The sequence below is a fragment of the Corticimicrobacter sp. genome (genome assembly GCF_040137905.1).
Lineage (GTDB): Bacteria > Pseudomonadota > Gammaproteobacteria > Burkholderiales > Burkholderiaceae_B > Corticimicrobacter.
This window is the reverse complement of sequence record NZ_JBEFDG010000054.1, coordinates 1-24,351: the sequence shown is the minus strand read 5'-3', so window position 1 is coordinate 24,351 and position 24,351 is coordinate 1. Positions and strand designations below refer to the sequence as shown.

The 24,351-nt window shown below is 60.2% G+C and carries 23 protein-coding genes and 1 pseudogene; 4 read left to right on the top strand and 20 right to left on the bottom strand.

The window, feature by feature from the left end; genetic code table 11:
* Positions 1-407: pseudogene (locus ABN482_RS09505) on the top strand (ammonium transporter); the annotation flags it as partial.
* Positions 408-506: 99 nt separating this feature from the next.
* Here ABN482_RS09505 and ptsP read toward each other — a convergent pair.
* From ptsP to thrS, 6 genes are all read right to left on the bottom strand, one after another.
* Complete coding sequence (gene ptsP, locus ABN482_RS09500; RefSeq protein WP_349503759.1) at positions 507-2,231, bottom strand: phosphoenolpyruvate--protein phosphotransferase; 1,725 nt, start codon at positions 2,229-2,231, stop codon at positions 507-509.
* Positions 2,231-2,500: an HPr family phosphocarrier protein gene (locus ABN482_RS09495; protein WP_349503758.1), complete on the bottom strand. Its 270-nt coding sequence runs from the start codon at positions 2,498-2,500 to the stop codon at positions 2,231-2,233. Before ABN482_RS09495 ends, ptsP begins: the two co-directional genes overlap by 1 nt.
* A 29-nt stretch (positions 2,501-2,529) precedes the next feature.
* Entirely contained in the window at positions 2,530-2,955 is a 426-nt protein-coding gene (locus ABN482_RS09490) for a PTS sugar transporter subunit IIA (protein ID WP_349503757.1), read from the bottom strand.
* Positions 2,952-3,929: a glutathione synthase gene (gene gshB / locus ABN482_RS09485; protein ID WP_349503756.1), complete on the bottom strand. Its 978-nt coding sequence runs from the start codon at positions 3,927-3,929 to the stop codon at positions 2,952-2,954. The genes ABN482_RS09490 and gshB overlap by 4 nt, the downstream gene beginning before the upstream one ends.
* Before the next feature lie 155 nt (positions 3,930-4,084).
* A complete protein-coding gene (gene infC / locus ABN482_RS09480) occupies positions 4,085-4,654 on the bottom strand; it encodes a translation initiation factor IF-3 (RefSeq protein ID WP_349503760.1) in 570 nt (189 codons plus the stop codon).
* Between the two features lie 54 nt (positions 4,655-4,708).
* Positions 4,709-6,643, bottom strand: coding sequence for a threonine--tRNA ligase (gene thrS / locus ABN482_RS09475; RefSeq protein ID WP_349503755.1), 1,935 nt, complete (start codon positions 6,641-6,643; stop codon positions 4,709-4,711).
* Between the two features lie 371 nt (positions 6,644-7,014).
* Here thrS and ABN482_RS09470 point away from each other — a divergent pair, with 371 nt between their 5' ends.
* The gene (locus tag ABN482_RS09470) at positions 7,015-8,085 is read left to right on the top strand and encodes an AI-2E family transporter (RefSeq protein ID WP_349503754.1); all 1,071 of its coding nucleotides are present in this window, start codon (positions 7,015-7,017) and stop codon (positions 8,083-8,085) included.
* Between the two features lie 89 nt (positions 8,086-8,174).
* Here ABN482_RS09470 and purB read toward each other — a convergent pair whose 3' ends face one another.
* Positions 8,175-9,554 carry an adenylosuccinate lyase gene (gene purB, locus ABN482_RS09465; protein WP_349503753.1) on the bottom strand — a complete coding sequence of 460 codons (1,380 nt, stop codon included), beginning with the start codon at positions 9,552-9,554 and terminating at the stop codon, positions 8,175-8,177.
* A 194-nt stretch (positions 9,555-9,748) separates the two neighbouring features.
* Here purB and ABN482_RS09460 point away from each other — a divergent pair, with 194 nt between their 5' ends.
* Positions 9,749-10,366, top strand: a complete 618-nt coding sequence (locus ABN482_RS09460) for a glutathione S-transferase (protein ID WP_143858422.1) — start codon at positions 9,749-9,751, stop codon at positions 10,364-10,366.
* Between the two features lie 129 nt (positions 10,367-10,495).
* On the opposite strand, the gene mnmA is transcribed toward ABN482_RS09460, so the two are convergent.
* The 13 genes from mnmA to uvrB form a co-directional block, all read right to left on the bottom strand.
* Positions 10,496-11,620, bottom strand: a complete 1,125-nt coding sequence (gene mnmA / locus ABN482_RS09455) for a tRNA 2-thiouridine(34) synthase MnmA (protein ID WP_349503752.1) — start codon at positions 11,618-11,620, stop codon at positions 10,496-10,498.
* An 11-nt stretch (positions 11,621-11,631) separates the two neighbouring features.
* Positions 11,632-13,035 (bottom strand): FAD-binding oxidoreductase, encoded by a 1,404-nt coding sequence (locus ABN482_RS09450; RefSeq protein ID WP_349503751.1) that lies wholly within the window; start codon positions 13,033-13,035, stop codon positions 11,632-11,634.
* 175 nt (positions 13,036-13,210) lie between these two features.
* Complete coding sequence (aroG, locus tag ABN482_RS09445; RefSeq protein WP_349503750.1) at positions 13,211-14,287, bottom strand: 3-deoxy-7-phosphoheptulonate synthase AroG; 1,077 nt, start codon at positions 14,285-14,287, stop codon at positions 13,211-13,213.
* A gap of 253 nt (positions 14,288-14,540) precedes the next feature.
* Complete coding sequence (iscX, locus tag ABN482_RS09440) at positions 14,541-14,735, bottom strand: Fe-S cluster assembly protein IscX (protein ID WP_143858425.1); 195 nt, start codon at positions 14,733-14,735, stop codon at positions 14,541-14,543.
* A 12-nt stretch (positions 14,736-14,747) separates the two neighbouring features.
* Entirely contained in the window at positions 14,748-15,089 is a 342-nt protein-coding gene (fdx, locus tag ABN482_RS09435) for an ISC system 2Fe-2S type ferredoxin (RefSeq protein WP_349503749.1), read from the bottom strand.
* Positions 15,090-15,093: 4 nt separating this feature from the next.
* Positions 15,094-16,962 carry a Fe-S protein assembly chaperone HscA gene (gene hscA / locus ABN482_RS09430; RefSeq protein WP_349503748.1) on the bottom strand — a complete coding sequence of 623 codons (1,869 nt, stop codon included), beginning with the start codon at positions 16,960-16,962 and terminating at the stop codon, positions 15,094-15,096.
* 26 nt (positions 16,963-16,988) lie between these two features.
* Positions 16,989-17,501 (bottom strand): Fe-S protein assembly co-chaperone HscB, encoded by a 513-nt coding sequence (hscB, locus tag ABN482_RS09425; protein ID WP_349503747.1) that lies wholly within the window; start codon positions 17,499-17,501, stop codon positions 16,989-16,991.
* 3 nt (positions 17,502-17,504) lie between these two features.
* Positions 17,505-17,828 (bottom strand): iron-sulfur cluster assembly protein IscA, encoded by a 324-nt coding sequence (iscA, locus tag ABN482_RS09420; protein ID WP_349503746.1) that lies wholly within the window; start codon positions 17,826-17,828, stop codon positions 17,505-17,507.
* A 5-nt stretch (positions 17,829-17,833) separates the two neighbouring features.
* Positions 17,834-18,214, bottom strand: a complete 381-nt coding sequence (gene iscU / locus ABN482_RS09415; protein WP_349503745.1) for a Fe-S cluster assembly scaffold IscU — start codon at positions 18,212-18,214, stop codon at positions 17,834-17,836.
* Between the two features lie 54 nt (positions 18,215-18,268).
* Positions 18,269-19,477, bottom strand: coding sequence for an IscS subfamily cysteine desulfurase (locus ABN482_RS09410; protein ID WP_349503744.1), 1,209 nt, complete (start codon positions 19,475-19,477; stop codon positions 18,269-18,271).
* A 42-nt stretch (positions 19,478-19,519) separates the two neighbouring features.
* The gene (locus ABN482_RS09405) at positions 19,520-20,047 is read right to left on the bottom strand and encodes a Fe-S cluster assembly transcription factor (protein WP_349503743.1); all 528 of its coding nucleotides are present in this window, start codon (positions 20,045-20,047) and stop codon (positions 19,520-19,522) included.
* 158 nt (positions 20,048-20,205) lie between these two features.
* Entirely contained in the window at positions 20,206-20,697 is a 492-nt protein-coding gene (locus tag ABN482_RS09400; protein WP_349503742.1) for a low molecular weight protein-tyrosine-phosphatase, read from the bottom strand.
* 252 nt (positions 20,698-20,949) lie between these two features.
* Positions 20,950-22,974, bottom strand: a complete 2,025-nt coding sequence (uvrB, locus tag ABN482_RS09395) for an excinuclease ABC subunit UvrB (RefSeq protein ID WP_349503741.1) — start codon at positions 22,972-22,974, stop codon at positions 20,950-20,952.
* 94 nt (positions 22,975-23,068) lie between these two features.
* Between uvrB and ABN482_RS09390 the strand changes: the two genes are divergently transcribed.
* Positions 23,069-24,271: an amino acid aminotransferase gene (locus ABN482_RS09390; protein ID WP_349503740.1), complete on the top strand. Its 1,203-nt coding sequence runs from the start codon at positions 23,069-23,071 to the stop codon at positions 24,269-24,271.
* Positions 24,272-24,351: the final 80 nt, after the last annotated feature.

The window sequence follows — 24,351 nt, the reverse complement described above, 5'->3', positions numbered from 1 at the left end:
CCCCGGGTGCCGGTCTCGTCGGTCCCTTCGGTGCCCTGATCATCGGTATCCTGACCAGCCTGGTCTGCGTCTGGGGCGTCAACGGTCTCAAGCACATGCTCAAGGCCGACGACACGCTCGACGTGTTCGGCATCCACGGCGTGGGCGGCATCATCGGCGCGCTGCTGACCGGCATCTTCAATGCCCAGGCATTCGGCGGCCCCGGCCTGGCCAGTGTCGGTGAAATCGGCGGCCAACTGTGGGTCCAGCTCGAAGGCGTGCTGATCACCGTCGCCTGGTCTGCGGTCGTGGCACTCGTGGCCTACTGGGTCAGCGGCAAGATCTGCGGCGGCATCCGCGTCAGCGAAGAAGTCGAACGTGCCGGCCTGGATATCAGCGAACACGGAGAATCGGCCTACCACAGTTGATCCCTATCCTGCGATGACAATGGATCCGTACCAGGCGGATCCAGCAAAAAAGGCCTCCCGCGGCGTACTGCGGGAGGCCTTTTTAAATACGCCTGAATATCAAAGTGCCTTCAGATCGACCCGCTCGGCGCGATTGAGCGCAATGGCGACCTTGGCACGCAACGCATTGGAATGCGCGCTGCGAATCTCGCGCTTGACCTCCAGCATCTGGCTGGCATGCATGGAAAACTGCGTCAGCCCCATGCCCAGCAGCAGGCGGGTCAGCGTGGCATCGCCGGCCATTTCACCGCATACCGCCACCGGCTTGCCGTAGCGCACGCCGGCATTGATGGTCTGCGCGATCAGCCGCAAGACGGCGGGATGCTGACTGTCATACAGATGGGCAACCTCGGTGTCACCCCGATCGATTGCCAGCGTGTACTGGATCAGATCGTTGGTACCGATCGACAGGAAATCGAGATTTTCGGCAAAAGGCTCGATGGCGATGGCCGTGGCCGGAATCTCGACCATGGCCCCCAGTTGCACCTGATCGTCAAAGGGCTGGCCGCGTGCCACCAATTCGGCTTTGGCCGATGCCAGCGCCTGGCGGGTGGCATGCACCTCGTGCATATGAGCGACCATCGGAATCAGGATACGCACCTGGCCATGCGCCGAAGCCCGCAGAATGGCACGCAACTGGGTCGCGAAGATATCCGGATGCGCCAGGCAATAGCGGATGGCACGCAACCCCAGGGCCGGATTGGTCGCCACGGCAGGTTCATTGAGCAGTGACTTGTCAGCCCCGATATCGAGCGTGCGGATGGTGACGGGCCGTCCGGCCATGCCCTTGACCGCCTCGGCATAAGCCCGATATTGCTCTTCCTCATCGGGCAGATGATTGCGCCCCATGAACAGGAATTCCGTTCGAAACAGGCCAACCCCTTCCGCACCGGCCCTGCAAGCTGCTGCGGCCTCGTCTGGCAGCTCGATATTGGCATTGAGGGTGATCGCCACGCCATCGAGCGTGACAGCCGGTGCCGAACTGAGCAGTGCCAGTTCCGCGCGCTCCTGCAGGAACTGCTGCTTGCGCTGACGATACTCTTCGAGCACCTGCGCCGAGGGATTGATGATGACACCCCCGGTCGCACCATCCACCACCAGTTGATCGCCATCCCGGATCAGCGTGCGGGCATTGCCGACGGCTACAACGGCTGGCACACCCATGCTGCGGGCCACGATGGCGGTATGTGACGTAGGACCGCCCAGATCCGTCACGAAAGCAGCAAAACGCCCTTCGCGCAGATGCAGCATGTCGGCAGGTGCAATATCATGCGCCACCACGATCAATGGTTCATCGTGATGCTCCGCCATCCGGTGTGCCGCACAGAGAATATCTGCATCGGCACCGACCAGCGCCATCAGCACGCGCTCAATGGCCTGGCGGATATCCGTGGCGCGTTCACGCAGGTAGGCGTCTTCCATCTGCGCAAACTGTTCGCCCAACGCACTGCCACATGCGGTCAGCGCCCATTCGGCATTGTAGTGACGCTCACGGATCAGCTTGAGCGCAGGCCTTTCCAGCTCAGGATCGGCCAGCAGCAGGGCATGGACATTGAGAACGGCACCCAGCTCCGCCGGGGTATCGGCAGGCAGGGCTCGAGCCATCTCGGACAGCCGTTGCTGCGCAACCTGCAAGGCAGTATGCAGGCGAGCGCATTCGGCCTCGACCTCATGCTCGGCAATGCGATGGTGCGCGACCTCCAGGACGGCGGCATCCATCACCACTGCCCGCCCGATCGCATATCCTCGCGCGACACCTTGTCCGCGCAGCGACACTATGGCCATTACTCGCCTTCACCAAACTTGTCTTCGAAAAGGGCTTGTATCGCCTGCAGCGCCTCGGCGGCATCGCCCCCCTCGGCGTCCAGGCGAACCGTGATGCCTTGCCCGGCAGCCAGCATCAATACGCCCATAATACTCTTGGCATTCACACGGCGCTCACCGCGTGCAATAAAAATTTCCGAGGAGAACTTGCCCGCCAATTGGGTCAGCTTGGCGGCGGCCCGTGCATGCAGGCCCAGTTTGTTGCTGATGACGATATCGATAGTGTGCATGGTGACATACCTGCCCGCAGGCAAGTGCGTTATTGTCCATTGGAAGAAAAGTGAATCAGGACTACACCGTCGCGCCCGCCCTCAAGCGCACGCTGGGCCAATTCCCCAAGGTCGAGACCCGGTTCGCGCAGGCGCTGGTTGACCACGCGCAGCAGCATAGGCAGGTTGGTACCGGACAGGACTGTCGCGACATGTCCGGCCGACATGGCATCGCGCACCGCCTCGCAGGCAATATTGGTCGGCGTGGCACCCTGCACATCGGTCAGCACCAGGACGCCCTGGCCACTATCGACAGCAGCGATATCGGCAGCCAACCGACGACTTGCCTGGACACAATCCTCGTCAGGCCGGATATCGCGCAGCACCAGCGCTGCCTGATCACCAAACACATGCTGTATGCCCTCGCCCAGCGCAGTTGCAAGCGGCTGATGGGCAACCAGCACCAGGCCGATCATTGCGACGGCTCCGCCACCGTTGCCAGAGCTGCCTCCAGCGCATCGACAAACATCCCCGCCACGTCAAAGCCGGTCTGCTCCGTGATTTCGACAAAGCACGTCGGGCTGGTCACGTTGACTTCGGTCAGGCAATCACCAATGATATCGAGGCCAACCAGCAACAGGCCACGCGCAGCCAGTACCGGCCCGAGTGCCGTAGCGATCTCCATGTCCCGGGCGGTCAGCGGCTGGGCAACGCCACGGCCACCTGCTGCCAGGTTGCCGCGGGTCTCGCCCGCCAGGGGAATGCGTGCCAGGGCATATGGCACAGGGCGGCCGCCAATCACCAGCACGCGCTTGTCGCCCTGTACGATTTCGGGAATATAACGTTGCGCCATGATGCTGCGCGTACCGTCATGGGTCAGTGTTTCCAGGATGGCATTCAGGTTGGGCTCCTGGCGCTGCAGGCGGAAAATACCCATGCCCCCCATGCCATCGAGCGGCTTGACGATCACATCACCATGCACGGCATGGAATGCCCGGATCCTGGCAGGATCACGGCTGACCAGTGTCGGCGTCGTAAAGCGGGCGAACTCGGTAATGGTCAGTTTCTCGGGATGATTGCGGATGGCCGCACCGGCATTGAATACCCGGGCCCCCTGGGCCTCGGCATATTCGAGCAGGTGCGTGGCATACACATACTCCATGTCGAACGGCGGATCCTTGCGCATGATGACAGCATCGAAGGCCGACAGTTCCAGATCCTCTGCAGGCGAGGTATCGCGCCACCAGTCATGGCCATGCAGATCGGCCCCATCGACCAGCTCGATGCCGGTCACGCTGGACATGACCGCCCCACCATCGATAAACAGATCGCCCTGGCCCGCTACGCTGATCCGATGCCCGCGCGCAGTCAGGCTGCGCATCATGGCCACGGTCGAGTCCTTGTACGCCTTCAGGCCAGGCAGCGGATCCAGAATGATTAGTACATGCATCGTCTTGATTCTCGAAAAAAGGGTCTTGCTTGTCTTGGCACAAACCCGGCCCGGTGACAAAAAAGCCCGCCCGCTGAATCAGCGGCGGGCTGCAGGTAAATGGCCGCATTGCACCGAATCGTCGTCATGCAGCCGTACCCGGTCAGGCGGATGGTTCAGGAAGCTGCGCCGTCGCCCTTGCCGGGCGCTTTCTTGCGAGGTGCCAGAACCATGACCATCTGGCGACCTTCGAGCTTGGGCATGGCTTCGACCTGTGCCAGCTCGACCAGATCATCACGCACGCGCTCTAGCACTTTCATGCCGAACTCCTGGTGAGCCATTTCGCGACCGCGAAAACGCAACGTCACCTTGGCCTTGTCACCATCATCGAGGAAGCGCTTGAGGTTACGCAGCTTGACCTGGTAATCGCCCTCGTCGGTGGCAGGACGGAACTTGACTTCCTTGACCTGGATCACCTTTTGCTTGGAGCGGGCTTCCTGCTGACGCTTCTGCTCCTGGTAACGGAACTTGCCGTAGTCCATGAGGCGACACACCGGCGGCTCCGCAGTCGGCGCGATCTCAACAAGATCCACTTCATTCTGTTCGGACAGCCGGAGCGCCTCGACAGTCTTGACGACGCCCAACTGTTCCCCCTCGATACCAATCAGGCGTACCTCGGGGACACGGATCTCACCATTGATGCGATGTTTCTTTTCGGTTGCGATGTTAACGACTCCCTGAAAAATAAAAGATAAAGCGGGTATCAGACTGCAATACCCTTTCGGCCGATTGTAGCCGAGTTAGGCGCGGTTGCCGCCGCTGGCGACATCCTCTGCCAGGTGTGCCTCGAAGGCCTCCAGCGGCATCACACCCAGATCTCCGCCGCCGCGTACACGCACGGCCACCTGGCCGGACTGGCGTTCCTTGTCACCCACGACCAGGATATACGGAACCTTCTGCAGACTGTGCTCGCGCACCTTGTAGGTGATTTTCTCGCTACGCACATCGGCCTTGACGCGGAAACCCTTTTCTTTCAACTGCTTGAACACCTGTTCCGCATACTCTGCCGACGGCTCGGAAATGCAGCAGACCACCGCCTGCACCGGCGACAGCCAGGTCGGCAACGCGCCACTGTAGTGTTCCAGCAAAATGCCGGTGAAACGCTCCAGCGAACCGAAGAAGGCACGGTGCAGCATCACGGGTCGCTCGCGCTGTCCGTTTTCCGCAACATACTCGAGCCCGAAGCGCTCGGGCAGGTTGAGGTCGACCTGCAGCGTACCGCACTGCCAGTCGCGGCCGATCGCATCACGCAGCACGAACTCCAGCTTGGGGCCATAGAAGGCACCTTCACCGGGATTCAACTGATAGCTCAGACCCATGCCATCGAGTGCGCTCGACAGCGCCCCCTCCAGACGGTCCCAGAGTTCGTCGGAGCCGATCCGATTGGCCGGACGAGTCGACAGCTTGATGGTCACGTCATTGAAGCCGAACTGACGATAGATCCCCAGCGTCAGGTCGATCACGTGGCGGCATTCCTCTTCCATCTGGCCAGGCGTACAGAAGACGTGCGCATCATCCTGGGTGAAATGACGCACCCGCATCAGGCCATGCAGCGCTCCCGAAGGCTCGTAGCGGTGCACCTTGCCGAATTCGGCCATGCGCAGCGGCAGGTCGCGGTAGCTGCGCAGGCCATGGCCGAACAACGATGCCGCACCCGGGCAGTTCATGGGCTTGAGGGCGAATATGCGTTCATCCTCGGTCTGCGTGGTGAACATGTGGTCACGGTAGTTACCCCAGTGACCGGAGATTTCCCACAGGCAGCGATCCATGACGTCGGGCGTATTGACCTCGACATAGTCCGCCTCGTTGTGGCGCTGGCGCATGTAGCTGATCAGTTGCTGGAACAGCGTCCAGCCGTTGGGATGCCAGAACACCGCACCCGGCGCCTCTTCCTGGAAGTGGAACAGATCAAGCTCGCGCCCCAGCTTGCGGTGGTCGCGTTTCTCGGCTTCCTCCAGCATGTGCAGGTAGGCATCCTGGTCTTCCTTGGTCGCCCAGGCCGTGCCATAGATCCGCTGCAGCATTTCATTGTTGCTATCGCCACGCCAGTAGGCACCGGCCACCTTCATCAGCTTGAACACCTTGAGCTTGCCGGTGGAAGGTACGTGGGGGCCGCGGCACAGGTCGATGAAATCGCCTTCGCGATACATGCTCAGCACCTGATCCTCTGGTATCGATTCGATGATCTCGGCCTTGTAGTCCTCGCCAATACCCTTGAAGAACGCGACGGCATCGTTGCGGGTCCAGACTTCACGCTGCACCACTTCATCTTTCTTGGCGAGTTCGTGCATGCGCTTTTCGATCAGTTCCAGGTCCTCGGGCGTAAACGGACGCTCGTAGGCAAAATCGTAGTAGAAACCGTTGTCGATCACCGGACCGATGGTGACCTGCGCATCGGGAAACAGATCCTTGACCGCATAGGCCAACAAGTGGGCCGTCGAGTGGCGCAGCACGTCCACGCCGTCACGATCCTTGGCGGTGATGATGGACAGATTCGCATCCTGTTCGATCAGGTGGCTGGTATCGACCAGCCGGCTGGTTCCACCGGTACCGGACACGCGCCCGGCAAGGGCGGCTCGCGCCAGGCCCGCACCGATGGATTGCGCCACATCGGCCACGGTGACCGGGCCGGGATACTGGCGTTGCGAACCATCTGGAAGAGTAATCTGCACCATTTTCAAATTTCCTGGGCGTGTCGCCCGCAACAAAAATTCAGCCAATTTCCGGCACCCATGCGCCGGAAACGAAAAACGCGGCCTGGGCCGCGTTCTGGATCACTTTGTGGAACCTCAGACTTTCAACATCGCCTGACGACTCACTCCACGACAAACGCGACTAGCGGGCATGCCCGCAAGTAGTTCGCTGTGTCGTCAGAATGCGCATGGTGTCAGCCAAGAATATCCGGTACCAAAAGAAATCATCATCTGCTCCGATCATACCATATGCATGGCTTTAATCGACTATGTTTTGCCAATTGTCAATGCCGATGTAGCGCGCCGGGCACACACCTGCAATAATCGTCGATCCTGACCGAGATGAAAACGCCATGCCACCTGTCCTGCCTGCCTCCCTGATTGCACGGTCACTGTTGGTTCTGATCCTGCTGGCCGGCGTGTATTTCTTCAGCGGCTTCCTGGTGCCGGCGCTGGCTGCACTCATCATCGGTTTTGCAAGCTGGCCCCTGTACCGGCGCTGGCTGCGTGTCTGCCGCGGCAACAATACTCTGGCAGCCAGCGGTGCGCTGCTGCTGATCTGCGTCGTACTGGTGTTGCCGCTGTCACTGGCGCTCTCGTATGCCATCAAGGAAGCCAGTTCTTTCATCGGCTGGCTGGTCGATGCCAACCGCAACGGCGTGGACGTGCCGCAATGGATCACCGATCTGCCGATCATCGGTGCGCGCCTGGCCGCCTATTGGGTCGATCACCTTGGCGAACCCAATGCGCTGGGCGACTGGGTACAACTGCTGAGCGGCCAGCATCTCGGCAATATCTACCGCATGGCGCTCTCGGCCACCGGCAATGTCTTTCACCTGGCGCTGACCGTCCTGTTCATGCTGATCACGCTGTTCTTCGTCTACAAGGACGGGGCCCACATCGCACGCCAACTCGATATCCTGGGCGAGCGCATCCTGCCGGATCGCTGGCAGCGCTTTTCACGCGTCGTGCCGGCCACCATCGGCTCGACTGTCACAGGCATGGGCCTGATCGCCATCGGCGAAGGCGTGGTACTCGGCATTGCCTACTGGCTGGCCGGTGTACCCTCGCCCGTACTGCTGGGCGTGATTACAGGCTTCATGGCACTGATCCCGGGCGGTGCCCCCCTGTCCTTCACGCTGGTATCGCTTTACCTGGTCGGTTCCGGACACGCCGTGGCCGGGCTGGCCCTGTTTGCCTGGGGATCGGTCGAACTCTTCATCGTCGACAAGACCATGCGCCCCCGACTGGTGGGCGGCCCGGTCAAGCTGCCCTTCCTGCCGACGTTCTTCGGACTGGTCGGCGGCGTGCAAACCATGGGATTCGTGGGATTGTTCGTCGGCCCGGTCCTGATGGCGCTGCTGGTCGCCATCTGGCGGGAATGGCTGCACCAGGAAACATCTACGCCACCCAAAGCCAGCTGACCAAGAACCTCATCAGCGACCTCTGAGTTGCCCAAAAATCAGCAGCCACAGACATGCCCGGCGAATCCGGGCATGTGTATTGCAATCTCTCAGTCCAGATCGTTGGCCAGCTTGGCCGCCAGACCGATATAGCTGCGCGGGGTCATGTCGAGCAGGCGCTGGCGAGCCTCTTCGGGCAATGCCAGACCTTCGATGAACTCACGCAATGCCGGGCCAGTGATACCCTTGCCACGCGTCAGCGCCTTGAGCTGTTCGTAAGGTTGCGGCAGGCCGTAGCGACGCATCACGGTCTGCACCGGCTCAGCCAGTACTTCCCAGCACTGGTCGATATCGTCATCGATGGCCTGCGTATTGATCTCGAGCTTGCCCAGACCGCGCAGGCAGGCATCCCATGCCACCAGGCAATAGCCAAAGGCCACGCCCAGATTGCGCAGCACCGTGGAATCAGTCAGGTCACGCTGCCAGCGCGATACCGGCAGTTTCTCCGAGAGGTGGCGCAACACGGCATTGGCCAGTCCCAGGTTGCCCTCGGAGTTTTCGAAGTCGATGGGATTGACCTTGTGCGGCATGGTAGACGAGCCAACCTCGCCCTCTTTCAGACGCTGCTTGAAATAGCCCAGCGAGATATAGCCCCAGACATCACGATTGAGGTCGAGCAGGATGACGTTGGCGCGTGCCACGGCATCGAACAGGACCGCCATCCAGTCATGCGGTTCGATCTGGATGGTATGGCGGTTCTGGGTCAGCCCCAACCCCGCGAGCACCTGACCGGAAAAGCGCTGCCAGTCGATCTCGGGGTAGGCGGACAGATGTGCGTTGTAGTTACCGGTGGCACCGTTGAGCTTGGCCAGCGGCACGACCTGTTCGATATCTGTGATGGCGCGCTGCAGGCGCACCGCGACGTTGGCGAACTCCTTGCCCAGGGTCGTCGGGCTGGCCGGTTGACCGTGCGTGCGCGACAGCATGGGTTGCGCTGCATGGGTGGCGGCCAGATCACGCAGCGTATCCGACAGACGGCGCAGCACCGGCAACACGGCTTCGTCGCGAGCACGCGTCAGCATCAGCGCATGGGACGTATTGTTGATATCTTCCGAGGTGCAGGCAAAATGGATGAACTCGCCAGCCGCAGCCAGTTCGGGAATGTCCGCGACCTTTTCCTTGAGCCAGTACTCGACGGCCTTGACATCGTGGTTGGTGACGCGCTCGATTTCCTTGATGCGCGCCGCATCAAGCTCTGAAAAATCCGCCACCAGTTGCTGCAGGCGCTTGCGGGCCTGTGCGCCAAACGGCGGCAGCTCGGGCAGCCCGGCATCGGACAGGGCGACCAGCCATGCCACTTCGACCTCGACCCGATGCGCCATGAAACCCGCTTCGGACAGCAGTCCGCGCAAGGCATGACCACGCGCAGCGTAGCGCCCGTCCAGGGGTGACAAGGCATTGAGGGAAGTAAGGTCGGAAACGAGTTGCATGATAGTCAGGATAAGACAGTGAAATGCGCAGTCTCTGCGCACAGGCGGTTGATAAGGATCATGTGGATTCTAGCATTGCACCCCGCATGCCCCTCCGGACTTGTCAATTCGAATTAATTTGGTGTGGCATTGAGACACGCTATCAAGATCCTCCTGCTATACTTCGCGCGCCTTCCGTTTTTATGATGTGTGCCATGAAACTGCTTGGTTCGCTTACCAGCCCTTTCGTCCGCAAGGTGCGGATCGTGATGGCGGACAAGAAACTCGACTACCAGTTCGAGCTGGAAGACGTATGGTCCGCCGACAGCGCCATCCAGCAATTCAATCCACTGGGCAAGGTGCCCTGCCTGGTCATGGAAGACGGTACCGCGCTATTCGATTCGCGTGTGATCGTCGAGTACCTCGATACCTTATCTCCGGTCAGCCGACTGATCCCGGCCTCCGGGCGTGATCGCGCCCAGGTCAAATGCTGGGAAGCGCTGGCCGATGGGCTGCAGGAAGCGGCCGTCGCCATCCTGGTCGAGCAGACCCAGCGCACCTCGCGTCAGCGCAGCGCCAGCTGGATCACGCGCCAGCAGGCCAAGATCGATGCCGCGCTCGATGCCATGGAAAAAGACCTCGGAGAACTGAGCTTTTGCACCGGCATCAGCTACACCCTGGCCGATGTCGCTGTCGGCTGCGCACTTGGCTATCTCGACTTCCGTTTCCCCGAGCTCGACTGGCGTCAGAACCGCCCCGCCCTGTCGCGCCTTTACGACAAGCTGCTGACACGCAGTTCTTTCAGCGACACCACACCACCGCCTGCGGCCTGAAACACACGCCAGGGGTCTCCGGCTGCGCACCTACAGATCGGCGCGCAGCCGGGAGTTCTGAAAAATTTGGCCCGGGTTGCAGCAGGATGATGCCGCAACCCGGGCCAAATTTATTCAGGCCACCGATGTTTACTCGATGATTCCGCCCCCCAGACAGATGTCGCCGTCATACAGCACGGCCGACTGTCCTGGCGTGACGGCCCACTGGGCCTCATCGAACGACAGCGAGAATGCACCACCCGGCTCGACAGCCAGAGGCTGCAACATGCATGCTGCATCAGCCTGGCGATAGCGCGTCTTGGCAGCGTAGCGTCCAGGTACTGGCATGTGCCCGGCAACCCAGCTGACCTGCCCGGCGTGCAAGGTATGCGTCTGCAGCCAGGGATGATCGTGCCCCTGCGCCACGTACAGCACATTGCGCTGCATATCCTTGCGTACCACATACCAGGCATCGGCCGTGCCATCTGCTGCCTGTCGTCCCTTGATGCCACCCACACCCAGCCCCTTGCGCTGGCCGAGTGTATAGAACGACAGCCCGACATGCTCGCCGACCTGCTGGCCATCCGGAGTCAGCATTGGTCCAGGTGCGGTCTGCAGATAGCGTGACAGGAATTCGCGAAAGGGCCGCTCGCCGATGAAGCAGATCCCGGTGGAATCTTTCTTGGCCGCGTTGGGCAATCCGATTTCGCGTGCCAGCCGACGCACTTCGGTTTTTTCGATTTCACCCAGCGGAAACAGAGTGCGCGACAGTTGCGCCTGATTCAGGCGATGCAGAAAATAACTCTGATCCTTGGAGGCATCAAGCGCCTTGAGCAACTGATGCTGCACGCCCCCCTCCACTTCCACCGCCCGCACACGGGCATAGTGGCCCGTGGCAATCAGGTCGGCCCCCAGCGTCATGGCATGATCAAGGAAAGCCTTGAACTTGATTTCGGCATTGCACAGCACATCCGGATTGGGCGTACGACCTGCCGAGTATTCACGCAGGAACTCGGCAAAGACTCGTTCCTTGTACTCTGCCGCAAAATTGACGGCTTCGATATCCACCCCGACCAGGTCAGCCACGCTGGCTGCATCGAGCCAGTCCTGGCGCGACGAGCAGTATTCGCTATCGTCGTCGTCTTCCCAGTTCTTCATGAACAGACCGATGACCTCGTAGCCCTGCTGCTTGAGCAACCAGGCCGCAACCGACGAGTCGACCCCGCCGGACATCCCGATAACGACCCTGCCTTTGCTTCGTACCTGTGTATTCATGTTGCAGGCACTCAAACGATCTTGCCGGGATTGAGCAGATTGTCGGGATCGAACGCCTGCTTGAGGCTGCGCATCAGCTCCAGCGCAGCCGGATCGAACTCGTCCCGCATGAACTGCATCTTGTGCATGCCGATACCATGCTCGCCCGTGCAGGTACCACCGACCTCGATGGCCTGGCGCACGATCGCATGGTTGATTTCTTCGGACAGCTTCCACTCGGCAGTATCCTCGGGATCGAGCAGCATCAGGACGTGATAGTTCCCATCGCCGACATGGCCGACGATAGTGTAGGGGAACGGTGCCTGCTCCAGCAGGCGAGCCGCTGCACCGACCGAATCGGCCAGGCGCGAGATCGGCACGCAGACATCGGTCGTGCTGGAACGGCAACCCGGGCGCGACTGCACACCGGCGAAATAGGCATTGTGCCGTGCCGTCCACAGGCGGCTGCGGTCTTCGGGCCTTTCGGCCCATTCGAAGTCATGGCCGCCATGCTCGCGTGCCAGATCCTGCACCACCTCGGCCTGCTCCTTGACGCCCTCGGGGCTGCCATGGAATTCGAACAGCAGCATGGGGCTTTCGCGCAGGGACAGCTTGCTGTACTGGTTGACCGTGCGCACGGCATTGGCATCCATGAACTCGACGCGCGCCACCGGCACGCCCATCTGGATGGTATCGATCACGCACTTGACCGCGCTGTCGAGCGTATCGAAGGTACAGATTGCCGCCGATACGGCTTCTGGCTGGGGGTAAAGACGCACCGTCACTTCGGTGATGATGCCCAGGGTGCCTTCGCTGCCCACGAAAATGCGGGTCAGGTCGTAGCCCGCAGACGACTTGCGGGCCCGTCCAGCAGTACGCAGTACGCGCCCATCTGCCGTCACGACCGTCAGGTTCACGACATTTTCGCGCATGGTGCCGTAGCGCACCGCATTGGTCCCGGACGCTCGCGTTGCCGCCATCCCCCCCAGGCTCGCATCGGCGCCCGGATCGATCGGAAAGAAGAGACCAGTATCACGAATCTCTTCATTGAGCTGCTTGCGCGTAACGCCCGCCTGCACAGTCGCTGTGAGATCCTCGGCGTTGACCGAAACGATCCGGTTCAGCCCCTGCAGGTTGAGTGTGACACCGCCCTGAATGGCCAGGAAATGTCCTTCCAGCGAAGAGCCGGCACCGTAGGGAATCAGGGGAACCTTGTATTGGCTGCACAGCTTGGCAACCAGCACGACTTCCTCAGTCGACTCGGCAAAGATGACGACATCCGGCGGCGTCACCGGGTACGGAGACTCATCACGGCCGTGATGTTCAAGGACGGCATCGGCCTGCGAGCATCGTGTGCCAAAATGGCTGGCGAGCACGTCCAGCAGTTCCTGGGGAACGGGGCGGCGCACGGCCGCGTGGGTGTCTGACAGGTTCATGGGTCTGTGCACGGACGCGCCGTGGAGGGTAACGTCCGATTGTAGCGATGAAGAATAATCCGACAGTTTAATCCCTGCTGCCATGCTTGTCGCATGGGCACGGCTGCCCCATATTGCGGTTTGGACTTGGGAACGACACCAAACTGCCCATGGGGCAACAGCCTGGCCGGATCAGTCACTTGCCGGCGCTGATCACGCGATTGCGTCGCTCACGGACGGCCGCTGCCAGGCCCTCCAGCACCGCGACCGAGCTATCCCAGTCGATGCAGCCATCGGTGATGCTCTGTCCATAGGCCAGCGACTGGCCCGGTATCTGGTCCTGACGGCCAGCCACCAGATGGCTTTCAACCATCAGGCCGATAATGCGGGTATCGCCACCGGCGACCTGAGCCGCCACGTCGGCAGCGACAATGGGCTGGTTCTCGGGTTTTTTGCTGCTGTTGGCATGGCTGACATCGATCATCACACGCTGCGCCAGGCCGGACTTGGCCATATCCCTGCAGGCCTCTTCCACACTGGCCGCATCGTAATTGGGCTGCTTGTCGCCACCGCGCAGGATGAGATGACAGTCTTCGTTGCCTCCGGTCGACACAATCGCGGAGTGGCCTCCCTTGGTGACGGACAGGAAATGGTGCGGCTGCGAGGCAGCCTTGATCGCATCGACCGCAATCTTGACACCCCCGTTGGTCCCGTTCTTGAAGCCGACCGGACACGACAGGCCCGACGCCAGTTCACGATGTACCTGGCTTTCGGTGGTACGTGCACCAATGGCCCCCCAGGCCACCAGATCGGCAATGTACTGCGGGGTAATCATGTCCAGAAACTCGCAGCCTGCCGGCATGCCCAGCTCATTGATTTCCAGCAACAGTTCGCGCGCCACGCGCAGGCCCTTGTTGATATTGAAGCTGCCATCCAGATCGGGATCGTTGATCAGGCCTTTCCAGCCAACCGTGGTACGCGGCTTTTCGAAATAGACACGCATGACGATTTCCAGCTCGCTTCCCAGACGCTCGCGTACCGCAATCAGCCGCCGGGCATATTCCAGCGCAGCCTGCGTATCGTGAATCGAGCACGGTCCGATTACCACAGCCAGGCGATCATCCATGCCATGCAGGATGCGATGCAGTTCCTGGCGCGACTTGTGGACCACGGCCGAGGCCTGCATGCTGCAGGGAAACTCGCGCATCACATGCGCGGGCGGTGCCAGCTCTTTGATTTCACGGATTCGAATATCGTCGGTATTGTGCAACACGAAAAACTCCTGGTAGGGTCGGCACATCGAGTGCCTGCTTGTCATACCCCGTACCGTCGGTCTGGCGGCACAAAAAAAGCCGCCAGTGCTGGCGGCTTTTCGAGGAAACTTGAACTATTGGTTCGAGTAAGGCGTATCCCTTCCCTCCGCCAGCGGCATTGGAAATCCAAAAAAATAAAAATAAAAGGGTACGCGGTTCGAAATCATGAAAACATCCTACCAGCATCGACGCATCTTCGCAAATCGGTCACGGTCAGTCCGACTCTTCGATCCACAGCATCTGGATGGCTTCCAGAATTTTTTCATTGCTGCGGTCCGGCGCATCATCAAAATCCGGCAACTCAGTCACCCAGCGGTGCAGGTCGGTAAAGCGGATGGTACGTGGATCCACATCGGGATGGGCATCCACCAGGGCAAAGGCAATCTCTTGGCTATCCGTCCATTTCATGATCCGCCCTCCTCAGTGATTTTCCTTGGCATGGTTGATGGTATAGCGTGGAATCTCGACAATCAGGTCTTCCGAGCCAATTTTCGCCTGGCAGGACAGTCGCGAAGTCGGCTCCAGCCCCCAGGCGCGGTCAAGCATATCCTCTTCGGTATCACTGGCCTCATCGAGCGAGTCGAACCCCTCGCGAACCACTACGTGGCAGGTCGTGCAGGCACAGGAAAGCTCGCAGGCATGCTCGACCTCGATATCATGGTCGAGCAGCACACGGCATACCGAAACGCCTTCGGGCGCGTCTTCGATCACGGCACCGTCCGGGCAGAAATCGGGATGGGGCAATACAGTCAGCTTGGGCATAGTGTCAGGAAAGGATATCGTCAACCGCGCGCCCAGCCAGCGCAGCACGGATACTCCGGTCCATGCGGCGGGCAGCAAAGGCATCGGTCGCCTGGGTCAATTGCTCGATAGCGGCCCTCACCCGGGCCGTATCGTCCATGAGATCGCATTGACGCGCCACATTGAGCGCATCATCCACAGCAATCCGTTCTTGCGTGTCCAGCAGGTCTGCATCAGCCTGCAACGCAGCGTCGACGGATTCTACCAAACGTCGAGCATCGACCTGCGCCTCGCGCAGCATGCGCGCCTGTGCATCGGCATCGGCCTGCGCCATGCCATCGGCCAGCATGCGGGCGATCTCGTCGTCGGACAGGCCATAGGAGGGCTTGACGCTGATCGTGGCTTGCACACCCGTACTCAACTCCTGCGCCGATACACTGAGCAAGCCATCGGCGTCCACCTGGAATGTCACTCGGATACGCGCCGCGCCGGCTGTCATGGGCGGAATGCCACGCAGTTCGAAGCGAGCGAGCGAGCGACAGTCAGAAACCAGCTCGCGCTCGCCCTGCACCACATGAAAGCTCATGGCCCCCTGCCCGTCCTTGAAGGTAGTGAACTCCTGCGCCCTGGCGACGGGAATGGTGCTGTTGCGACCAATGATGCGCTCGACCAGACCACCCATGGTCTCGATGCCAAGCGACAGCGGAATCACATCCAGCAGCAGCCAGTCGTCGCCCGGTGCATGGTTGCCCGCGAGCAGGTTGGCTTGCAGGGCAGCACCCAGCGCAACCACCTTGTCGGGATCCAGTTCAGTGAAGGGCGGTCTGCCAAAGAATACCTCGACGGCCTGCCGCACGACCGGCATGCGCGTAGCACCACCCACCATGACCACACCCTTGATGTCGGCCTCCTGGAGTGCTGCATCTCGCAGGGCACGTCGCACCCATTGCAGGGTACGCTCGACCAACGGTTGGGCCAGTGCCTGGAAAGTGGTTCTGGACAGCTCGCAATGGACTGCGCGACCTGACACCAGCACCACCTCAAAAACGGCGCTGTCGCTATCCGTCAGGGACTCGCGCACACGGCGGGCCTCGGCCAGCAACTGCTTGCGCTCCGAATGGGTAAGTACGGCATCATGGCCGGACTGCGCCAACACATGCAGCACGATGGCTGCATCGAAGTCGTCACCACCCAGTGCCGTATCGCCTCCCGTAGCGATAACCTCGAAAACACCCTTGCTCAGGCGCAGGATAGAGACATCGAAGGTGCCTCCACCCAAGTCATAGACTGCATAGATACCTTCAGCCTGGTGGTCCAGACCGTAGGCAATTGCCGCTGCCGTAGGCTCATTGAGCAGGCGCAGAACGGTCAGGCCTGCCAGTTGTGCCGCATCGCGTGTCGCCTGGCGTTGCGCATCATCAAAATAGGCGGGCACCGTAATAACGGCTCCTACCAGTTCACCGCCCAGAGATGCCTCGGCACGCTCGCGCAGGACGCGCAGGATCTCTGCTGAGATCTCGACGGGCGTACGTGGTCCCTGCACTGTCTGCACCCGAGCCATTCCCTCGCCTTCCGCAAAGGTGTAAGGCGCATCGGCGGCATGTGCATCCTGGGCTGAACGCCCCATGAAACGCTTGAACGAGGCAATGCGGGTCTGCTCCCTGCCCGCCACGTCCGACAGTGCATCCCAGCCCACACGGATCGAGCCATCATCGATATAGGCCACCACCGACGGCAGCAACCCGCGCGCCTGTGCATCGTTCAGTATTTCGGGCTGACCACTGCGCACTGATGCAGCCAGCGAATGTGTAGTTCCCAGATCAATGCCGACTGCCAGCGAACGCTGATGGGGTACCGGCGACTGGCCGGGTTCGGAGATTTGCAACAACGCCATAAAAATACCTTATCAGAGCGACTGCCCTAAGCTTCCAGATCCGCCATGGCCTGTTCCATCCGTTCGAGGAACATCCATTCGCGTACCCGGGCTGCCGCCGCCTCGTAATCCTGCTGCTCATCAAGCAGCCGCGCCACGTCGGCCTGGATATCCGCCCCAGCCTGTACCAGGGTCTGACGCAAACCGGCAACAGCCTCGATCGAAGGCTGCTCACGCAGCTCGTCAAGGGCTTCGCGCCACTCCATCTGCTGCATCAGGAAAGCCGGCCGCATGGCGGTATTGGTTTCCACCTGAAGATCGACACCTGCCTGCTCGCACAGATAACGGGCACGTGACAGAGGAGAACGCAGACAGCGATAGGCTTCGTTGATACGTGAGGCCCATTGCATGGCCACGCGCTTTTCAGTTGGGCCAGCCGTCGCAAAGCGATCTGGATGCACACGCGCCGCCGCCTGACGCCAGGCGGCGTCCAGAGCGTCACGATCAATGGCAAAAGCAGGCTTCAAGCCAAAATACGAGAAATAGTCTTCCTGCGTCAAACGTTACACCGTGAACGACTCGCCGCAACCGCAAGTCGCCTTTTCGTTGGGATTGCTGAACTTGAATCCTTCATTCAGCCCCTGACGCTCGTAGTCGAGCTGCGTGCCCTCCAGATAGGGAAGACTCTTGGGATCGATGAAGACCTTGATGCCATGGCTCTCGAACATCTGATCCTGGCTATCGACCTCATCGACATATTCCAGCTTGTAGGCCATGCCCGAACACCCTGTCGTGCGCACCCCCACCCGCAGCCCGATACCCTTGCCGCGTTTCTGGAGATAGCGCCCGATATGCTCGGCCGCCCGTGATGTCAGCGTAACCGACATGATACTCACCCGCGCTTGTTGCGATAATCCTCGACCGCAGCCTTGATGGCATCTTCGGCCAGGATGGAGCAATGCACCTTGACGGGAGGCAATGCCAGCTCTTCGGCGATGTGGGTATTGCGGATGCTCAGTGCCTCATCAAGCGTCTTGCCCTTGACCCATTCCGTCACCAGTGAGCTGGAGGCAATCGCCGAGCCACAGCCGTAGGTCTTGAATACCGCATCCTGGATGATGTCATCGGGTCCAACCTTGATCTGCAGCTTCATGACGTCACCACAGGCCGGGGCTCCGACCATGCCGGTTCCGACACTTTCATCGCTCTTGTCGAAGGCACCCACGTTGCGGGGGTTTTCGTAATGATCCAGGACTTTATCGCTGTATGCCATGATCGTGCTCCTTGCTTGTTTTGTTGATGCCGTTGGCCTGCGCGTATCCGCGCGTCAATGCGCCGCCCACTGGACGCTGTCGAGATCGATGCCTTCCTTGGCCATCTCCCACAGCGGCGACATGTCGCGCAGCTTGCCTACACGGGCCTTGAGCAGCTCGATGGCAAAGTCCACGTCCTGCTCGGTATTGAAGCGCCCGAGTGTAAAACGGATCGAGCTGTGCGCCAATTCATCGTTGCGGCCCAATGCGCGCAACACATAGGAAGGCTCCAGGCTGGCCGAGGTGCAGGCCGAACCACTGGAAACGGCCAGCTCCTTGATCGCCATGATCAACGACTCGCCCTCGACATAGTTGAAGCTGACGTTGAGGTTGTGAGGGATGCGTTGCTCGGTATCACCATTGAGATAGACCTCCTCGATCTGGGACAGCCCAGCCCACAGACGATCCCGCAATGCCCCGATGCGCAGGCGCTCTTCGGCCATTTCTTCGCGGGCGATCCGGAATGCCTCACCCATGCCAACGATCTGGTGCGTCGCCAGCGTACCCGACCTGAAACCTCGTTCGTGACCACCACCATGCATCTGCGCCTCGAGGCGGATACGTGGCTTGCGACGCACATACAGCGCACCGATCCCCTTGGGGCCGTAGATCTTGTGCGCAGAGAACGACATCAGGTCAACCTTGATCGTCTGCAGGTCGATCTCGACCTTGCCAGCAGATTGCGCAGCGTCGACGTGGAAGACGATTCCCTTCTCACGGCAGATTTCACCAATCGCAGCGATATCCTGGATGACCCCGATCTCATTGTTGACATGCATGACCGACACCAGGATCGTGTCAGGACGCAGTGTCTGACGGAACACATCGAGATCGAGCAGGCCGTTTTCCTGTACATCAAGGTACGTCAGTTCGAAGCCCTGACGCTCCAGCTCCCGACAGGTATCCAGGATTGCCTTGTGTTCGGTCTTGACCGTGATGATGTGCTTGCCACGCCCCGAATAGAAGTGTGCCGCACCCTTGAGAGCCAGATTGTCGGACTCGGTGGCACCGGAGGTCCAGACGATCTCGCGGGGATCGGCATTGACCAGCCCAGCCACCTGCGCACGCGCCTGCTCGACAGCCTCCTCGGCTTCCCAGCCATAGGCATGGCTGCGCGAGGCCGGGTTGCCGAAGTGCTCGTACAGCCAGGGCACCATTTTGTCGACCACGCGAGGATCGACAGGCGTGGTGGCGGAGTTGTCAAAGTAAATCGGTTTGCTCATGACTCTGTTCCTGCTGCAAAAAATGTATACAGTGATGTGCCGTTAAGCGATGACCTGCGTCGCGGGCGGGCGGCCAGCACGACGCGTACGTGGCTTGGCAACGACAGCGGCCTTCTGCTCCTGCAGCACAGTGGCTTCCTTGAGGTCGCGCATGCGCTGCTGATCGACCAGATCCTGCAGCGAGACGGAATCAAGGTAATCGACCATCTTGCGATTGAGCGTTGCCCAGAGCTCGTGCGTCATGCACTTGCCCATCTTGCCATCCGCACCCTGTGTACAGTTGCCCTTGCCACCACAGTTGGTGGCGTCAAGCGGCTCGTCCACGGCGAAAATGATATCTGCAACGGTCACGTGACGCGCCAGCTTGGCCAGCGTATAGCCACCACCCGGACCACGCATGCTCTCGACCAGTTCATGCCGCCGCAACTTGCCAAAAAGCTGCTCCAGATAGGACAGCGATATATTCTGGCGGCCACTGATCGCGGCCAGCGTCACCGGCCCACTATGCTGGCGCAAGGCCAGATCGATCATGGCTGTTACTGCAAAACGGCCTTTGGTTGTCAAGCGCATATTCGGCTCCCTTTTAACACCCCGGAGCTGCCTGCATATAAAAAAACCGGCAATACCCGAGCAATTAAGTCAAGTATAGCCGGTTTCCGACAAATTTACTAGGGATTTATCCACAAAAAACCGCGCAGTGCGCGGTTCGGGGCCAGACAAAAAGGGGCTTAAGCCGCCTGGTACTGAAGCACCCGCTTGCGGATCTGCTCCAGCACGCCCTGACAGGCATCCTCGATATAGTCGAGCACCTTGCCAAAGCCTTCGACCCCTCCGTAATACGGGTCAGGCACGGTCGCCTCTTCGAATTCGTTGGCGTAGCGCATCAACAAATTCAGCTTGTGCAGGTACGGCTTGGGACAACGCTGGCGCAACGCCGTCAGATTATCCCAATCCATGACCAGAATCATGTCAGACTCGGCGAAATCATCAACCGAGATCTGACGGGCTTCGCAGTGGGTAATTTCGTAGCCACGCTTGCGGGCAGCAGCCTGCGCACGCGCATCGGGTGCCTCACCGATATGGTAATCATGCGTACCCGCCGAATCCACCAAGACGGCCTCGGATAGACCCGCCTCGTCGATCATGCGACGAAACACGCTTTCTGCACTGGGGGAACGGCAGATATTACCTGTGCTAACGAAAAGAACCTTGGTCATCATGGCCGTAAGTGTGCGGGAAAACACCTAACAAGGCAAGCACTTTTTCGGCCCGAACATCCCTGTGTTCACACTCGAAAAATCAACTTTATACAAATAAAAACAGACAGTTATATAAAAACATAAAGCCTTTCGAAAGACTTCGAAACAGGGCCGCATCGTCGATTCCCAAACCAGAAACACCCTCGCTTTCTTTGCAATAAAACGACACTATCCGCTGCAAAAATCGCTTATCAGTGCATGCACACGCGCCCACTATGCCAGCAGAACACGCGCCTTGAGTGCCTGCAAGGCATCGCGCGCCGCGGCAGCCTGCTCGAATTCCAGATTGCGCGCATGTTCCTGCATGGCCTTTTCGAGCCGCTTGATCTCACGTGCAAGCGCCTTCTCATTGCCTGCCAATTCGGCCAGATTGTCCGGCACGGCTACGTCAACCGCCTTCTCCCTCGAATCAATAACGCCATCGATGAGATCCCTCACTTCCTTGTGCACGCCCTGGGGCGTAATGCCATGCTCCGCATTGAAAGCCACCTGCACCTGGCGACGGCGCTCGGTTTCCGCCAGCGCACGCTGCATCGACCCCGTGACCCGATCCGCATAGAGAATGGCCCTGCCGTGCAGGTTGCGCGCCGCCCGCCCGATCGTCTGGATCAGGCTGCGCTCGGAACGCAGGAAGCCTTCCTTGTCCGCGTCCAGGATCGCCACCAGCGACACTTCGGGAATATCCAGTCCCTCGCGCAACAGGTTGATTCCGACCAGGACATCGAACACCCCCAGCCGCAGATCGCGAATAATCTCGACCCGTTCGACTGTATCGATATCCGAATGCAGATAGCGTACGCGGATGCCATGCTCCCCCAGGTAGTCGGTCAGATCTTCGGCCATGCGCTTGGTCAGCGTGGTGACCAGCACCCGCTCCTGCACCACAACCCTCAGCCGGATCTCGCCCAGCAAGTCATCCACCTGCGTCAGCGCCGGACGCACTTCCACTACAGGATCAACCAAGCCTGTCGGCCGTACGACCTGCTCGATCACGGCATCGGCATGCCGTGCTTCGTAATCGGCAGGCGTGGCGGAGATGAAGACAGTCTGGCGCATCCGCACTTCGAACTCCGCCATCTGCAAAGGCCTGTTATCGAGTGCCGACGGCAACCGGAAACCATACTGAACCAGCGTTTCCTTGCGCGACCGGTCCCCTTTGTACATGGCTCCCAACTGCCCTATCGTGACGTGGCTCTCATCGATGAACATAAGCGCATCGACCGGCAGGTAATCGATCAGCGTTGGCGGAGGATCTCCTGGTGCCGCACCCGAAAGATGCCGGGAATAGTTTTCGATTCCTTTGCAGAATCCCAGTTCCTGCAGCATTTCGAGATCAAAACGCGTGCGCTGCTCCAGCCGTTGCGCCTCCACAAGATGGCCGCCGGCCACCAGGAAGCCCACCCTTTCACGCAATTCGTCCTTGATACTTTCAATGGCCCTCAAGACGGTTTCGCGTGGGGTCACGTAATGCGATCCCGGATACACCGTAAAGCGCGGCACTCTCTGGCGCACTCGCCCGGTCAGCGGATCAAACAGGTCCAGGCTCTCGATTTCATCATCGAACAGGGTCAGGCGCAGCGCCAGTTCCGCGCTTTCGGCAGGATAGATATCGATGGTCTCGCCCCGCACCCGGAACGTCCCGCGCGTGAAGTCGACATCGTTGCGGGTGTATTGCATGGCCACCAGCCGAGCCAGGATCTCGCGACGCGGCACCTGGTCGCCGGCGCGCAGAATCAGCACCATGGCATGGTAATCACCTGGATTGCCGATACCGTAGATGCACGACACCGTGCCGACGATGACAGTATCGCGACGTTCGAGCAGACTTTTGGTGGCCGACAGGCGCATCTGCTCGATATGCTCATTGATCGAGGAGTCTTTCTCGATGAAGAGATCCCGCGTCGGCACATAGGCCTCGGGCTGATAGTAATCGTAGTACGACACGAAATACTCGACAGCATTGCGAGGGAAGAACTCCCGCATCTCGGCGTAGAGTTGCGCTGCCAGCGTCTTGTTGGGAGCCAGCACCAGTGCAGGACGCCCAAGCCGGGCAATCACGTTCGCCATGGTGTAGGTCTTGCCGGAACCGGTCACCCCCAGCAGCGTCTGGGCCATGAGACCATCGCTCACGCCTTCGACCAGTTGCCCGATGGCGCGAGGCTGATCGCCAGCCGGCGGATAGGGCTGGTACAGGTGAAAAGGACTATCCGGAAAATCGACGAAGCCAGGAGCGCTCATGCTAGACTTTTGACTAGACGCAAACTTTCTATTATCCATGTCAGGCAAGACAGCGTCCACCGGCCTGCCATACCCAAATCAAGCTGACGATATCATGAGCTCCCTCTTCGCTTCGGTAGAACTTGCTCCCCGTGATCCCATTCTGGGCCTGAATGAACAGTTCAAGGCCGACACCCGTACCAACAAGGTCAATCTGGGCGTTGGCGTGTACTACGATGACGAAGGACGCATCCCTCTGCTGCAAAGCGTACGCAAGGCCGAAACGGCACTGCTGGCCGATGCCGCCGCACGCAGCTACCTGCCCATCGAAGGGATCGGCAGCTACAACCAGGGTGCCCAGAAGCTGCTGCTCGGTGCCGATGCGCCACAAATCGCCGAAGGCCGCGTGCTGACGGTCCAGGCCCTGGGCGGCACGGGCGCACTCAAGATCGGTGCCGATTTCCTGCGAAGCCTGCTGCCGCAAGCCCGTGTTGCCATCAGCAACCCCAGTTGGGAAAACCACCGCGCCCTGTTCGAGCGTGCCGGCTTTCCCGTCGAAACCTATGCCTACTATGATGCCGAAACCCACGGCCTCGACTTCGAAGGCATGAAGGATTCACTCAACGCACTGCCCGAGCAATCGATCGTCGTGCTGCATGCATGCTGCCACAACCCCACGGGCGTCGATCCCACGCTGGCGCAATGGCAAGAGATCGCCTCCATCGTCAAGGCCCGCAATCTGGTGCCCTTCCTCGACATTGCCTACCAGGGCTTTGGCGACGGCCTGGCTCAGGATGCCGCCGTAGTGCGCCTGTTTGCCAATGCCAACATCAGCATGCTGATCAGCTCGTCGTTCTCCAAGTCGTTCTCGCTGTACGGCGAACGCGTGGGTGCTCTGACGCTGGTCACCGCTTCGGCCGACGAATCCACTCGGGTGCTGAGCCAGGTCAAGCGCGTAATCCGCACCAACTATTCCAATCCGCCCATCCATGGTGGTTCCGTCGTGTCGCGCGTCCTGAACAACCCGGAACTGTTCCAGCTCTGGGAAGATGAGCTGGGTGGCATGCGTGACCGCATCCGTGAAATGCGCCACCAACTGGTCGACAAACTGCGTGACCGCGCCCCCGACCATGATTTCAGCTTCGTGCTGACGCAACGCGGCATGTTCTCCTACTCCGGCCTGAATGCCGAACAGGTCGAACAATTGCGTGCAGAACATGGCATCTACGCCGTCTCGAGCGGCCGCATCTGCGTAGCAGCACTCAACAGCGGCAATATCGACTACGTCGCCAGCGCCATCGCGTCCGTGCTGAAGTAAGCCAGGGTATATCGCCCGATATGCGTGGGGGCCTTTTTTTTCTGACCCCCGCCCAAAAAAACCCCCTTCCCCCCCCCCCC